This window comes from Gulosibacter sp., assembly GCF_052090685.1.
GTDB lineage: Bacteria > Actinomycetota > Actinomycetes > Actinomycetales > Microbacteriaceae > Gulosibacter.
Map to the genome: position 1 here is coordinate 1 of NZ_JBQDBE010000037.1, position 15,279 is coordinate 15,279.

12 protein-coding genes are annotated in these 15,279 nt (G+C 60.9%); 3 read left to right on the top strand and 9 right to left on the bottom strand.

Annotated elements, in window-relative coordinates:
- Positions 1-358: 358 nt before the first annotated feature.
- The 7 genes from ACTHXA_RS15105 to ACTHXA_RS15135 form a co-directional block, all read right to left on the bottom strand.
- On the bottom strand, positions 359-559 hold the full coding sequence (locus ACTHXA_RS15105; RefSeq protein ID WP_441673706.1) for a hypothetical protein: 201 nt from the start codon (positions 557-559) through the stop codon (positions 359-361).
- A 142-nt stretch (positions 560-701) separates the two neighbouring features.
- A complete protein-coding gene (locus ACTHXA_RS15110) occupies positions 702-1,445 on the bottom strand; it encodes a sulfite exporter TauE/SafE family protein (RefSeq protein ID WP_441673707.1) in 744 nt (247 codons plus the stop codon).
- Positions 1,446-1,484: 39 nt separating this feature from the next.
- On the bottom strand, positions 1,485-2,990 hold the full coding sequence (gene lysS / locus ACTHXA_RS15115) for a lysine--tRNA ligase (protein WP_441673708.1): 1,506 nt from the start codon (positions 2,988-2,990) through the stop codon (positions 1,485-1,487).
- A gap of 63 nt (positions 2,991-3,053) precedes the next feature.
- Positions 3,054-3,953: a pantoate--beta-alanine ligase gene (gene panC, locus ACTHXA_RS15120; protein WP_441673709.1), complete on the bottom strand. Its 900-nt coding sequence runs from the start codon at positions 3,951-3,953 to the stop codon at positions 3,054-3,056.
- Positions 3,954-4,054: 101 nt separating this feature from the next.
- A complete protein-coding gene (locus ACTHXA_RS15125) occupies positions 4,055-4,774 on the bottom strand; it encodes a DUF2520 domain-containing protein (protein WP_441673710.1) in 720 nt (239 codons plus the stop codon).
- On the bottom strand, positions 4,771-7,224 hold the full coding sequence (locus ACTHXA_RS15130) for a PH domain-containing protein (RefSeq protein WP_441673711.1): 2,454 nt from the start codon (positions 7,222-7,224) through the stop codon (positions 4,771-4,773). The genes ACTHXA_RS15125 and ACTHXA_RS15130 overlap by 4 nt, the downstream gene beginning before the upstream one ends.
- Positions 7,224-7,706, bottom strand: coding sequence for a PH domain-containing protein (locus ACTHXA_RS15135; RefSeq protein WP_441673712.1), 483 nt, complete (start codon positions 7,704-7,706; stop codon positions 7,224-7,226). The genes ACTHXA_RS15130 and ACTHXA_RS15135 overlap by 1 nt, the downstream gene beginning before the upstream one ends.
- A 325-nt stretch (positions 7,707-8,031) precedes the next feature.
- Between ACTHXA_RS15135 and ACTHXA_RS15140 the strand changes: the two genes are divergently transcribed.
- Complete coding sequence (locus ACTHXA_RS15140; RefSeq protein ID WP_441673713.1) at positions 8,032-9,045, top strand: ABC transporter permease; 1,014 nt, start codon at positions 8,032-8,034, stop codon at positions 9,043-9,045.
- Positions 9,046-9,118: 73 nt separating this feature from the next.
- Positions 9,119-9,928, top strand: coding sequence for an ABC transporter ATP-binding protein (locus tag ACTHXA_RS15145; RefSeq protein ID WP_441673714.1), 810 nt, complete (start codon positions 9,119-9,121; stop codon positions 9,926-9,928).
- A gap of 60 nt (positions 9,929-9,988) precedes the next feature.
- Here the strand turns inward: ACTHXA_RS15145 and wecB are convergent, their stop codons facing one another.
- Positions 9,989-11,158, bottom strand: a complete 1,170-nt coding sequence (gene wecB / locus ACTHXA_RS15150; RefSeq protein ID WP_441673715.1) for a non-hydrolyzing UDP-N-acetylglucosamine 2-epimerase — start codon at positions 11,156-11,158, stop codon at positions 9,989-9,991.
- Between the two features lie 432 nt (positions 11,159-11,590).
- On the opposite strand from wecB, the gene ACTHXA_RS15155 reads away from it, so the two are divergent.
- Positions 11,591-13,102: a hypothetical protein gene (locus ACTHXA_RS15155; RefSeq protein ID WP_441673716.1), complete on the top strand. Its 1,512-nt coding sequence runs from the start codon at positions 11,591-11,593 to the stop codon at positions 13,100-13,102.
- A gap of 22 nt (positions 13,103-13,124) precedes the next feature.
- Here the strand turns inward: ACTHXA_RS15155 and ACTHXA_RS15160 are convergent, their stop codons facing one another.
- Positions 13,125-15,143, bottom strand: coding sequence for an acyltransferase family protein (locus tag ACTHXA_RS15160; RefSeq protein WP_441673717.1), 2,019 nt, complete (start codon positions 15,141-15,143; stop codon positions 13,125-13,127).
- Positions 15,144-15,279 lie beyond the last annotated feature (136 nt).

Consider the following 15,279-nt stretch of genomic DNA (forward strand, 5'->3'; position numbering starts at 1 on the left):
CTACTTGAGGCAACGAATCAACCTTCCCGGAGGTATTGACATGAGGCAACAGGCCTGCAAAAAACGTGTGAACGGCGTTGATTTGCGGCACACGGATTCGTGATTTTGCTGGACTACGACCAAACATTGCGCAACACTCGTGCACCCCGACACAATAATCTCATCGCTGAGATCAGTTGAAGCTAAGGCGCACCTTAGCGAATTGCGAGTAGCTTCCACAGTACCTGCAGGCTGGAATCCGCGCGACTATCGAGCCACTCCCCAGGTGCGAGCGCGCGAGCATCGCGAAGCTCGATCGGCAGGAGAAGAGAACTACCCCGCGGTCCCAGTCCCAGCAGACAAAAGCTGCGGCTTCGGTCTATTCGCTCTCGGCCGTGGTCGGCTTTGCGCCGCGCTCGGCATCATGACGTGACCGCTCTTCCGCTTCGACATCCGCACGCTCTTGTCGGATCTTGCGGTCGGCGTTGATGGCGGCATAAATAATGAGGCCAAAGAGAGTGCCAATAATGATGGTCGGGGTAACCGACCATAGAGCATTGAGCCACCATTCTTGCGTCATGATTCCCTAAGTCTACCCGTCCCCTGGAATTCGCAACGAGGTATCGCGCTCAGCGCAAGCTTCTGCGCTGGAACGCCTTAGCAAGGGCAGTGCAGATAATGGGCAGTGCAGTCAACGGGCAATGCAGTTGGCGGCGTTCTCTTTAGGGTGCGGTGAAAATCTGGAGGATACCGATGAGGACTCCGAAACCGACGAGGGATACGGATGTGACAAGGTGCAGGGTCTTCGCTTTCAACTTGAGCGCGATCGCCGCACCGCCGATCACTCCCACGGCCGCGAGTACCCCAACGATGCTTCCGAGGCCGAAATCGACGGCACCCTGCGCGGCGTATCCGGCCACGGCGAACACCACCAAAGGAAGTTGGATCACCTGAGCGGCGGCGATGGCCGTGATGGCAGGGATGCCGAGGGCCAGCAAGACCGGAATGAGGAACACCGGGCCCCCGGTCCCAGTAAGCGCGGAGCAGAATCCCACAACCGCACCGACTGCGATTGCCGTGGCGGTGGGAAGGTGCTCACGGCTGCGCTTATTGCGTGATCGAAACACCAAGTGATAAACCCCTGCGGCGAGCGTGAACGCCGCGAGGGGAAGCAGCGCGATGCTGTCAGGAAGTAGGCCGTTTGCCAAAGCACCGAGCAGCGCGCCGGGACATGCGCCGAGGGTCAGCATCCCGACCATCAGCCAGGGCATCGCTTTGCGGCGACCGTACATGATCGTCCCCATGATGCCGGTGAAGAGGAAGCTCCACGAAGCGGTGCCGGCCGCGGTGTGCGGGTCAGTGCCGACGAGCCACACCAATGCGGGTGGCAACGCGATACCGCCCACACCGATCGCTCCGATCAGCAGCCCCACGAGCACCGCAATGGGAATGACGATCAAATTCATGCAGCACCACCACAGCGCACACCACCACAGCGCACCGCGCTACTTCACGAGCGGGAAGAGCACCGTTTCGCGAATACCGAGGCCGGTCAGCGCCATCAGCAGCCGGTCGAGTCCCATGCCCATGCCACCGGCCGGCGGCATCCCGTGCTCGAGGGCGGTCAAGAAGTCCTCATCGAGCTGCATCGCTTCATCATCGCCGCGAGCGGATTCGCGGGCCTGCTCGACGAAACGTGCGCGCTGATCGACGGGGTCGATGAGCTCGGAATAGCCGGTGGCCAACTCGAATCCGCGCACGTAGAGGTCCCACTTTTCCACCACGCCGGGCTTGGAGCGGTGCGCAGCGGTCAGCGGCGAAGTGTCCACCGGGAAGTCCATCACGAAGACCGGGTTCTCGAGTTGATCCTTGACGAAGTGTTCCCACAGCTCTTCGACGAGCTTGCCGTGGTTTGGCAGCCTCACTTCCACACCCTCGCGCGAAGCCAACGCCTCGAGCTCAGCCACCGAGGTCGAAGGCGTCACCTCGATGCCGGCCGCCTCAGACAGCGACTCGTACATCGACATGCGCGGCCAGTCGCCGCCGAGATCAAAGCGCGTGCCGTCAGCCCAGGTCACCACAGCACTGCCGTCGCCGGATACCGCGCGTGCAGCGTTCTGCACCAGCTGCTGCGTGAGATCGGCAATCGAGTTGTAGTCACCGTATGCTTCGTAGGCCTCGAGCATTGCAAACTCGGGCGAGTGGGTCGAGTCGGCACCTTCGTTGCGGAAGTTTCGGTTGATCTCAAACACCCGGTCGAGCCCGCCGACGATCGCGCGCTTGAGGTACAGCTCGGGCGCGATCCGCAAGAACAGGTCGGTGTCGAAGGCGTTGGAATACGTCGTGAATGGACGCGCGGCTGCTCCCCCGTGCAGTGTTTGCAGCATCGGTGTCTCGACTTCGAGGTAGCCGTTCTCCACGAAGGTTTGCCGCAGCGAAGCGTTGGTCAACGCACGGGTGCGCACCATGTCGCGCGCGGCGGGACGCGTCAGTAGGTCGAGGTAGCGCTGGCGTACGCGGGTCTCTTCGTTTAGCTCGGAGTGCAGATTGGGCATTGGTCGCAGCGCCTTTGACGCCATCTTCCATTCGGTGGCCATAACCGACAGCTCGCCGCGGCGCGAGGTAATCACTTCGCCAGTCACGAAGATCTGGTCACCGAGATCGACAAACTCTTTCCACTGCGCGAGTGATTCTTCGCCCACCTCGGCGAGCGACACCATCGCCTGGATGCGGTTATCCCCATCCTGAAGCGCCGCGAAGCAGAGCTTGCCCGTGTTCCGCAGGTGCACAATGCGCCCTGCCACGCCCACCACGTCGCCCGTTTTCACGTCGGCTTCGAGTTCGGGATGCGCCGCGACGACCTCACGAATGGTGGTGGTAATTGGCACCTCGAGTGGGTACGGCGCGATTCCCGCCGCAATCATGCGTTCGCGCTTGTCGAGCCGCACCTGCTTCTGTTCCGACATTTCGGATTCAGTAAGGGGTACGTGTTGCTCAGGCGTGTTCGCCATTACGGCTCCTTGCAAGTTGGTGCGGCCGGGCGGCCTAGTTGAATGGTGAAGTGGATGCGCGGGTTACGCGCCGAGTTGTACGCGCCGGTTGTCGATGAGGCGGGTGGTTCCGATTCGAGCGGCGGTGAGCGCGAGCGCTTCGCCTTGGAATCCCTCGCTGATCGGCGCGAATGAGGCGGCGTCAACGAGCTCTAGGTAGTCCATGCTAGCCAATGCTTCGTGCTCGTAGATTTCCTTACCGGCCGCGAGCGCGACAGTAACACCTTCACCGGCTTTGGCTTCGACGGCACTGAGCGCCTTTGACAGCGAGAGCGCGGCGGCACGATCCTCGCCCTGCAGGTAGGTGTTGCGGCTCGAGCGCGCGAGGCCATCGGCCTCTCGCACGACGGGCGCCGCGAGAATTTCGAGCGGAAAGTCGAGGTCGTCGACCATGCGTCGTACGAGCGCGAGCTGCTGTGCATCCTTTTCGCCGAAGCACGCAACGTCGGGGTCGATGATGTTGAAGAGCTTCGCAACCACCGTCAGCACGCCATCGAAGTGCGTCGGTCGAAATTCGCCTTCGAGGATGCGTCCGGCCTCGCCCGCGGAAACGATCGTCACTTCTTCATGCTCGGGATACATTTCTTCGTCGGCAGGCATGAAACAGAATTCGACGCCCTCTTCTTCGAGCATCGCGAGGTCTTGTTCAACCGGGCGCGGATACTTCTCGAAGTCCTCGTCGGGAGCGAACTGCAGCGGGTTCACGTAGAGGGAGACGATGACGTTGTCCGCGTGTTCTCGCGCGAGCCGGATGAGCTCTCGGTGCCCGTCGTGCAGTGCGCCCATGGTGGGGACGAGTGCGAGCCGGTGCTTCGCGGACACGGGGATGCGCCCGCCGACAATGCGTCCGAGCACTTTCGTGCCCTTGCGGATTGGTTCGAGGGCTTGGCGAGTGTCCGCCACAGTCTTGAGGATTCGGGTCACCAGGAAAGCCTAGCGAGTTCCCTGGCACTCTCGGGCCACCACCACGCGCATTCGCCGATCGCTACACATTTGCTGGGGTCTGCGCACAGCGCTTGACGGCACTACTCCTCAGAGAATGGCGGTTCGAGTTCCGGACTCGCATCGATCAACGCGTTGTCGGCTGCCGAGCGCGCGAGGCTCGACAGCACGAAGCCGGGCTGGTCAACGCCAATTCCGGCCAGCAGCGAGGTCGCTTGTTTCACGATCGAGCGCGTAAACGAGGTGGCGGTTTCGATCGCTTCGGCGTACGTGCCGCGGTCCTCTTCGGAGATCACCACCGGCTCGGCCCCGAGTTCAACAACGAGCGCCTGCGCAATTGGCAGCACCGGGCGCGGCGCGGTTACCGCGCACCACCCCTCGCGAAGCCGTGTGAGATCGAGAGAGGTTCCGGTGATGTCGATGGCCGGATGGATGGCGAGTGGAATCGCACCGCGGTCAAGCGCCGGACCGAATACGCCGGTGCCATAGGCCGCCACATTGTGCATGACGAGCTGCCCCGGCACCCACACGTTCGCTTCCGTCAGCTCAGCCACGCGTTCGGCAAGTGACTCCGCCGGTTCGGCAAGAATCACGAGTTCGCTGCGCTCGATGACGTGGTTCTCGTCGAGTCGCTGCAGTCCTGGAAGCAGGGCCTCTGCGCGTTCAAAGGCGTGCTCGTCTGAAATTGACGCGCCGATGAGCGCATGTCCCGCGGCCGCGAGTCCACGAGCAAGGACGGCACCTGCCGGTTCATTCCCGACGATTCCGATGCCGAGCCGCCCGTCGCGTTCTTGCTCGCTCACTGTTGTGGGCCCCGTGGCGGCAGCGGCGGTAGCGGTGGCATGCCGTTTCGCCCCTGTTCTTCATTCGCGTCCGGCTGCGGTGCAGCTGGCGGCTGCTGCGAGAGTGGTTGTTGCGGCTGCGCGGGAGGTTGCTGCTGACCGTGCGGTCTCGGTGCCTGAACACCTTGTCCCTGCTGTCCTTGTCCCTGCTGCCAATGGCCTTGCGGCCCCGGCTGCTGAGAGCCTGGTCCCTGATGCCCCGGCCAATGCTGCCCTGGGCCAGGTTGCCACGGAGCCTGCTGCTGCGGCGGTCGCTGCTGCATCTGCTGCTGCCCCACCGCCCCGCCGGAACCGTTCTGTTGATCCCGCTTCCAGGCAGCTTCCGCATCGAGCATCCGCTGGGTGTACGGATCCAAGCGCTCGCCACGCTTGGCTGCATCCTGTGCCGCCATGTGCGCGGTCGCGAGCGCCGTGCGCGCTTGCGCTTCATCCCAACGGTGCGAGGTATCGGCGGCGGCCTGCGAGACCGCGAGCGCCTCGAGCTCATCGAAGAGCGCGATCGAGCGGGACGCATCCACACTCGGAAGCTTGGTGGTGACCGCTTGCCCCACGGTGTTGATCCAAAGCGACACGACCCCGAGTCCTCGCTCGATGGGGCTGTCATGGATGGTTACCGACTGAATACGCTCGCCGGGCACCATGGCAACGCGCTTCGAGAATCGCCCACGTCGCAGATAGACCAGGCCCCTGTCGATCGCGTAACCGAGACCGCGCCACTGAATCGGGTGCAGCCACCATGCTCGCGATGGCGCAGGTACGAAGGTGTCTTGCGCCCCCTTCGACATTGAGGTCGAAAGAATTTCTGCGGTGCGTGGCCCCATGTGCATTGGCAGTACGAGAGCGAGCACGCGCTGCACTTCATCCCACGTACCGACCGGCAGTACGGTCTGGCGCTGTAGCGATGCGGCTTGCTCGTTGCTGTCGCTGCTGGCCACCGAGGTGATGTCGGCGCGGTCGACTTTCACTTCGTACCACTTGAACGGTCGCCAAATCCAAGGTTGGCGCACCTGAACAGAGTGGATGCGACCGGGCGGCACGGTGTCATTGGTCTGGCTGAGCGCACCCCTGCCGATCCGGACACCGTCTTGGGTGCCGGCGATCGTGTAGTTCATCGAGCTGACGAGTGTGCCAACTGAGGTCAAGCCACCGACGAATGCCATGAACACCATGAACCCGACGATGGCGAGCAGTCCGAGTAAGAAGATGAAGAGGACGTTTTCACTCGTGGCCGCGCCGATGATGATCGACACCGGAATCATCGCCAGTGCCAGGAACCCGGAGATGATGAGTGCGACGAGCACCACGCTGAGGAACCCGGCTCCCGCAATTCGCCCGGCCGATACGCGCACAACGGCCGGTTCCGGGGCTGTTCCCGCCGGTAGCTCTGGGCTCGCGAAGTCGTCAACGGCTGCGTCTAGGTAGTCGCCGAGTGAACGGGGTCGCGGCTTCGCCGGTGCGGCTCCGACTGGCGCTCCGGCACCCGCGCCGACGGTCTCGGGACCACCGGCAGCGGCCTGGCCCGGGGCAGGATGCGCACCGGGCTGCGGTGCGTAACCACGGTGCTGGTCTTTTTGTCGCTTTTTCGCCCCGGATGCGCGACGCAGGATTTCGGCGCGGAGCCGCTCGGCATCGTCGCGACCGAGGTAAGCAAGTTTGATGTCGGCGTCTTTACCCGCGCCGCTTGTTTCGAGCTGGGTGAGTCCCATAGCTCGTGCGAATACCGGACGGTTGAGGTTGACCGACTGCAGGCGGTCGAGTCGCGCCTGACGGTTGTGTTTCGCGAGCACGCCGTACCGCAGCTCAAACACCTCTGAGGTGAGGCGGAATTGCCGGTTTCGGTAGCCCAGGAATGCGCCAAGCGCGACCAAGACCACGATAACCAGGCCGAAGAGTGCTACCAGGATGAAAATAATCGGGCTGATATTGGCGCCACCGTCGATGATGGAGCCGAGGAGTCCGAAGACCACCCAGAATATCGCGAAGAACGAGGCAATGATGCCGCCGATCGCGCCGATCCACGGCGTTGATTTATGCAGCCGATGCCATTCCCCGTCGGCAAGGTTCGTGGTCGGCACACCCGCCGGCGGCACTTGACCCTGTGGCTGCTGTCCCGGGTGTGGCTGCTGCCCGGGTGGCGGTCCCTGGGGAGGAAAGCCCTGGGGCTGCTGACCTGGGTATGACTGGTTCCGGGGCGGTTGACCCTGTGGCGGCTGGCCGTGTGGCGTTTGGCCGTGTGGCGGCTGCCCGGGATTTGGCTGCCCCTGTGGGTACTGCCCCTGTGGGTTCCGCCACTGATTCGGGTCTGAAGGTTGCGGCTGCGGCTGCCCGGGGCGAAATTGCGGGTGATTCTGATCAGGATGCTGCTGCCCGTTCCCGGGCTGCCATCCCTGTGGAGGGTTTTGGTGGGTCATTACAGACCTGCCCGGCGAGTCTCGGCAACACGGATGAGGTGGTCCCGGAGCTCCTCAGCTTCAGCGTATGGAAGTCCGGGAATTGCGAGGTTGCTGGACGCGGCCGCGGTCACCATTTTGACGCTGGCAAGGCCAAGCATCCGCTCGACCGGGCCACGACTGACGTCAACGAGCTGGAGTCGACCGTAAGGGACGGCGACCATGCGGCTCCACATGATGCCGCTGCGGAAGACAATGTCGTCGCTTCGGAGCGAGTAGCCAATCGCGCGGGTGCGAACGACCACGAAGAAGATTTGGCTTGCGAAGATCAGCGCAGGGATTGCACCGAAAAGCCACCACCATCCGTCGTCAGGGATGAACGAGAGCCCAATCGCAATGGCGACGAAAAACAACGTCGAGATCGCGTAGTTAATGGCCCCGAGCGTCGCGTACTTGGTCGAGACGCGACGCCACTGGATGTTCGGATGGTCAGTACCGCGCATTTTTCCCCCGGTTGCGTTGGTGAACGGTGCCCAAGTGTAGGCGAGGCAGACATGCGTTCTTCAGCTTCTACGACCTTAGATGTAGCTACCGACATCGATGAGCGCACTCCTTGCTCAAAATGCAACCACGAACGAGTAAAGTAGAGAGCTATCTCACTCGCGGCCAAACTCGTCGCGGTGCCGCCACTGCAGTCTTCCGTGGCCCGCCACTTCAGTTGCGTGGCTAATTCACCACAGGGCCGGCTTATGGAAGGATTACGACAAGTTTGAAGGCGATTGTTGCAACCACTGCGCCAGCCATGGCTGGCAAGGAAGGTGACCTCGAGTGACTCGTGAAACCTCCACTGGATCGGATTCACCCGCACCTCCTGCACACAAGACTGGTATGCAGACTGAGGCGATTGAAATCGCGAGTATGCCGCGTTCAAAGCGCGAGCAAAACGAATTCGAAGCGCTCAAGGACTCAAAATTTGTCCGAAATGTCGTGACGAAACACGGGGACCTCAGCCACCTCCGGGCGGTAAGCGGACGCCCACCCTTCGGCCAATATCTGAAACAACTCTGGCATCGTCGCCACTTCATCTGGTGGGATTCACGCGGCAAGGTCGCGTCTTCAACGGTCGAGGATCGGCTCGGTTCGTTCTGGCTCATATTGCGCCCGATTCTGGATGCGATGTTCTACTGGCTCATTTTCGGCTTGCTGCTGAATATGAGCCGCGGCATGGACAACTACATCGCATTCGTCATCATCGGTGTCTTCATGTTCCAGAACACGAGCGGCGCGATCAATAGTGGCACGCGAGTCATCACGTCATCGAAATCAATGATTCGAGCGTTCCAGTTCCCTCGAGCTGCGCTTCCACTCGCGACCCTGGTCCGCGACTACCTGCAGCGGGTGCCCGCGATCTTGGTGATGTTCGTCATCATCATGGCGATACCACCCCACGAGCTGCCAACCACAACGTGGTTGCTGTTCCCTGTCATCTTGGTCCTCCAAATGGTCATGGACTTCGGCTTATTGCTGCTGTTTTCACGCCTTGGAGTGATGTTGCCCGACCTCGCGAAAGCGATGGCATTCGTCACGCGAATTCTGATGTACGGCTCGGGAGTGATCTTCCCGATCGACCGATTCATTAGCCATCCGACAATCATGTCGATCATCAACCTCAACCCGATCTACGTCGTACTCGACATGTACCGGCTCATCCTGATAGACGGCACGGTACCCCCGACGCACCACTGGATCGTGTTGGGTTCATGGGCCTTCGGTCTGCTGATTGTCGGGTTCCTATTTTTCTGGCGCGGAGAGGAGACATACTCACGTGAGCGGACCTACTAACGAGACCGAATCAGAAACGTCGGAGAGAGACGAAGCGAGACGGCCGAACACAGTAGATGTCACGAACGCGAAAGTGACTGTACTCGCCGAAGGCATCCACATGGACTACCGGGTAACGCTCGACGCCGCGGCGGGCAGCAAGCGCAGCAAGTTCCAACTGCGAAAGCCACGCACGACATTCCACGCACTTCGCGGCATCTCGCTGTATGCGTGTGAGGGTGAGTTCATCGGTTTGGTCGGCAGAAACGGTTCTGGCAAGAGTACGCTGCTTCGCGTCCTCGCAGGTCTTGAGTCCCCCACGTCGGGAACGGTAATGACCAGCGCCAAGCCACAACTGCTCGGCGTGAGTGCCGCACTGCAGCCAAATCTCTCGGGGCTCGAAAACATCCGCCTCGGCTTGCTGGCGATGGGACTCAGCCCGGCAGAGGCTGAGGAACGGCGACAGCGCATCGTGCAGTTCGCGGATATCGGGGATTCCATCCGCATGCCCATGCGCACCTATTCATCAGGAATGGGCGCACGCTTGCGCTTCGCAATTTCGGTCGCGGCTGAACCCGAGATCCTCATGGTCGATGAAGCGCTGTCGACTGGTGACTCGGCATTCCTCGAACGATCCGAAGAAGCGATGCGTGACCTCATGAAGCGCTCGGGTACAGGGTTCCTCGTGAACCACTCTTCTTCCGCCATCACGAGCATGTGCAGCCGTGCAATCTGGCTCGACCAAGGTCAAGTTATCGCCGACGGCGATCCCAAGACCGTGGTCCACGACTACGAAGTCTTTGCCCGCGCGCACGCACGCGGGCGCCCCGAGAGTGCCGCGAACGTCCGTGCGGCGCAACTCAAGTTACTGCAAGAACGCGATTACCGGCCAGCAAATCATTAGCCTCTGACACGAGTGTGGCCGGTGTCCGCTCAATCGGACACCGGCCACACTCGTCACAACTTAGTGGTCTCGTTTCAGACCGTCATCGAACTCTGACAAGCGCTCGCCGACGCCGAGCAGTTCGGCGATCGCCGAGACGGTGCGTACGCCGGCTTTGCCGTCCCCGTAGGGGTTTACTGCGTTAGCCATCTTGGCGTATGCCGCCTGGTCGGTAAGGAGTTCATTGACGTCGTGCACAATGCGTTCTTCATCGGTCCCGATGAGTCGCACAGTGCCGGCTTCGACAGCTTCTGGCCGTTCGGTATTTTCGCGCATCACGAGCACGGGCTTCCCCAAGCCAGGCGCTTCCTCTTGCACCCCACCAGAGTCGGTCAGCACGACATTGGCGAGGTGGATGGCGTGGGTAAACTCGCCATAGGGCATCGGCTCGGTGACCAGGATGTTCTCAAGTCCCTCGAGTTCAGGCAGCACAGCTTCTCGGACGACAGGATTTTTGTGGACCGGCAGCAAGAACTGCACGTCTGGATGCATCCGGGCAAGTCGGGCGATCGCGCGCCCGACCCCGCGCATCGCGTTGCCTTGATTCTCACGACGGTGCGTCGTGATGAGCACCAACTTCTCACCGGATGCGACGCCTTCAGAAAGGCTAGCGAGACGGGGATCTGAGAACGGCACTTCGAGCTCAACCACGTCCAGGAGCGCGTCGATTACGGTGTTCCCAGTGATGTATATGTCCGCTTCGTTCACGGTCTCGCGGAGCAAGTTTGATTTGCTCACCGATGTCGGTGCGAGGTGCAGTGAACTGATCTGCGAGGTAATCTTGCGGTTCGCTTCTTCGGGAAATGGCGAGTGGATGTTGAAGCTTCGAAGCCCAGCTTCGGCGTGTACGACCGGGATCCCACGGTTGAAGGCGGCGATGGCACCAGCCGTCGACGTCGTCGTGTCGCCCTGTACAACAATCGCATCGGGCTGGGTTTCTTCGAGAACGGAATCAAGCCCCGCGATGATTTTGGACATGACCGAGTTGAGCGTCTGACGAGGCTGGATGATGTTGAGGTCGTGGTCCGGCACGATGCCGAAGAGTTCGTTGACCTGGTCGAGCATTTCACGGTGCTGTCCGGTCACGGTGACGATGCATTCGAAATCCGGCGCCTCTTGAAGCGCTTTCACAATTGGTGCCATTTTAATGGCTTCAGGACGAGTGCCGTAAATCGGCATGATTTTTTTCACGGTGCTCCTGTCTTGCGCTCCAACCGCCGAACTCTCGAGTTCGTGTATTAGCGTCAACCTTGTTTACCACGGAATGATTCGGCATTATCCTCGCCAAGCGCTGCTGCCGTAGATCAAGTACCGACAGTACCGATATAGGAGAGCTTAATGGTGGCAACGCCACTGGCAAGGGTAATTCATGCCCTTGGACATAAGGCAAAACGCACAGTGCGCCGCGCAAAGTCAATGACCACGCGGACGGCTCTTCGCACAGTACACGCGCGTGCGGGTCGGTATGACGTCCCCCAGCGGTATTGGCACCCGGAGGACCAGGTCACGGGTCGTGTAGAGCAGCGTTGGCTGCCACTGAGTCCTCCTGTCGGTCTCCAGGAATGGTTCGTCGGTCGCGCGGTGCGCAGCAACGACGGCGGTGACCGATCAGGGAATTGCATAGTGATTCGCGTCACCCAGCGGGGCAGCGCGGTGGCCTACCCTGTCTCGACGATCAAAACGCTCCTGCGGCATCGATTGTCACTCAGGCAGCCGCCGCACACGATCCTCGTGACGGACGCGTCGACTACGGGTCAGGTACGAAAAGCCCTTCGCGACATGCGCGCGAATCCGGGCACCGTGCTGATCGAGGCCGAATCTTTGGGGCGATACGCTGCGGCGCTCAGTTTCGCTTCGGTGTTCATCGTCCCCTCGACGCTCGATTATTCCGGTCCCGAACTCGCGCCCGACGCACTCCAAGCCCTCGCGAGCGGTGTACCCGTCATTCCGCATCCCGAAACGACGCCCCTTCCACGGCAGGCGAACGAATTCGTCACTGCCGAGACCGCTGTCGATCCTCGGAGTGCTGGTCGGATCGCACGACAGCGAGCCGTTGTCTCCCTCGACCTCAATAGTCAAGACCCGGGCGTCTGGGATAAACCAAGTGACCATAGCCAATCGCGAGCGGCAGTCACGGACCGTCCCCGTCGCATCCTCGTCGCGAGCCATGACCTCAAGTTCGCCGAGGCCGCTATCGAATCGCTTCGCGTGTCGGGGCACGAGGTTCGCGTCGATCAATGGAGCGGGCACGCTCGGCACGATGTCGAAACGAGCAAGCAGTTGCTTGCGTGGGCCGACACCGTGTGGTGCGAATGGGCGCTCGGCAACGTGGCCTGGTATTCGAAGCGCGTCCGCACAGATCAGCGACTTGTCGCACGCCTGCACCTTCAGGAAGCCGCGACGGAGTTTCCGACACTTACGAATTGGGCTGCCGTCGACCAGTGCATTTTTGTGGCGGAGCACGTGCGCCGGCAGGTGATTCGAGATTCCGCCTTGACGGATGCGCAGAGCCGCGTAATCCCGAATTTCGTCGAGCCTGCGGAGGCGGCGGTGGAGCGCGATCCGGAGTCACGGTTCGTATTGGGGCTCGTCGGAATGGTGCCCGCGCGAAAGGGGCTCCACGAAGCACTCAATGTGCTGTCGTGGCTACGCCAGCGGGACGACCGGTACCGGCTTTCACTGCGAGGCAAGCTGCCGGAAGAGTATGCCTGGGCTGATGCTCGGACTGAGGAGAGCCGATACTTCGAGGAGCAGTTCGCTCGTATCGATGAGGAGCCGCTGCTCAAGGATGCGGTGGAGCTGTCGCCGTTCGGTCCCGACATGGCGCAGTGGTATTCGGACGTCGGGGTCGCACTCTCAACAAGCGATTTTGAATCCTTCCACTACACCATCCCGGATGGCGCAATCGCAGGTGCACTCCCCCGCATGCTGAACTGGCCGGGTGCCGACCTGCTGTACCCGTCGAGTTGGATGCAGCCAACGAGCGTCCGACTTGCCGAAGACATTATGCGCGTAACCTCGGATGTTGAGTTGTGGAACCATGAACGCAACCAAGCACGCGAATTCATCTCGAAAACCTACGGTGCTGACCTCGTAATTCCTGCGCTCGTGGGCGAAATTCTCGGCGACCGCTAACTCGACGCGGACTTCGGGTCGACTACTCCGGCAGGTACTCGACCAATTCAGTGCCGAGCGCTGCACTCAGCTGCTCGCTATATACGGTAGTCATGTGGTGCTGGTCGCGATACAGAAGGGTATTGCCGACGATTGGCGGGCATAGTTCGTCGGTGCAGAAGTAGTCGTTCATGTCGATGTAATCCGACCCGTGCTGGTTGCTCGCCGACAGCTCAGCCTCATCGACCTCGATGTTGATCGCGTCCTCGCGTTCGGAGGCACACTCCAGTGCGTCTTCTAGGTGTTGCGACAGACACACGGCTGGTGTCGCGGGCATTTCCGGCGTATCGGAAAGAATGACGGTCGGAACATCAATTTCATCGAGGGTGACTCCGACCGCGTCGCTCCATGCATCCGGAGTCTCAGTGCCGCTTTCATTGACATACCAGTCACCGTAGTTCGCCATCACCACGAGCACAGGTGCCGAGTCGCTGATCCGGTCAAGAACCGACTGTCGCCACTGTTCGCATTCCAGGTACTCCACTCCATCGAGGAACACATCGGTCGTGGCGGATGAACACGAACTCTTCGTGTGGTTCTCCACTGCCAGTCCGTTCGATTCGGCAAATTCCTGTAGAGCGGGGAACCACTGCGCCGCGTGTGAGTCACCAAACAATACGATTCTTGGCGCGTTCGGGTCGCCGTAGACGCAGTCAGCGGCCTCGGTTTCCTTGACACTGAGGTGGCAACCATCGTCGTAGGTAATTGGTTTGTCGTCCGAGACCGCGTCGAGGGACGGCGAAAGATTGGTTGGCACAAACTCTGTGATTTCCAGTGGAAGGCTGACACTACTCGCAGCTGGAACCTCAGTGCCGTGGTCCGTCGACGTTGTCGAGATTCGCAACACGCCGGTTGCCAGGACGGCAATTGCAATGGATGCGGCGCCAGCGACAATTAGTGATCGCCGAGGTCGCGCACCGGCGAGCCATTTACCGCGTCGAGCTGGCGTTTCAATGAACTTGTACATGAGCCACGCGACTGGGACTGCAATCACTGCCAGGATGAGATTCACCAGGAGTGGTAGCGGAGAGTCGAACCCGACGGCACCCTGGGGGATCTGCAGGAGCGGCCAATGGACGAGGTACAGGGAGTAGGAGATGAGCCCGAGAAACATCATTGGAGGCGTCGATAGCACCCAGCTTGGCCCGAATCGCGCATCGCTATCGCCAGCCACAATGACGAGCAACGTCGCGACGACTGGCAATGCGGCCCAGTAGCTTGGGAAAGGCGTTGCCCCCGTGAACAAGATTGTGCAGGCAATGATCCCCGCCAATCCGCACCATCCCATGACTGCAGCAAGCGTCCCCGATACGAGACCTGGTCGATATGCGAGGAAGAATGCCGCGAGCCCACCAGCGGCAAGTTCCCAGGCGCGGGTCGGCAGCGAGAAGAATGCCCACGGCTGGGATTGATAAGTCAAGAACACACCGAAGAAGAAGGACAGCAAGGCGATCGCGGCGAGCATCCCGAACAGCGCCTTCGGACGACTCTTTGTGAGGAGGTATAGCCCTGCCAGCACCAGTGGCCACAGCAGATAGAACTGTTCTTCAATGCCGAGTGACCAGTAGTGCTGAAACAACGAGGGAATGGTTTCCGCGAGATAATTGGTGTCATTGGCTGCGAACAAGTAGTTAGGTACGTAGAACGCCGCCGCGAGCGCGCCAGCCCAGACCTCATCGATGAGAACGGAGGGATACCAAATCAGCGCGGCAATGAGCGTCAACGCGATGACGACAAACGCGGCCGGCAGGATGCGCCGCACTCGTTTCGCATAAAAGCTCCCGAATTCGATCTTCCCGTCGGTGCGCAAGCTTTTCAAAAGGTGGCCGGTGATGAGGAAGCCGGAGATCACGAAGAAGATGTCAACGCCGACATATCCGCCCGATAGGAATGGGACGCCCGCGTGGTACAGGACTACTGCGACCACTGCGATCGCTCGAAGCCCTTGGATATCGGAGCGAAAACGCGTGCCGGATGCTGTCTCCGCCTGTTGGTGTTGCACGTCGTTGAATATACCGCTTGCTTTCCCGTCGCCATGCAACATCGGGATCAGAGGAAGACCAGGCGTTGGTCTTTGCCTATACCTAGGTGTTCTTCCCATGGAGGTTGTGGACAGCGTGGCGTAACGGAATGAGGTG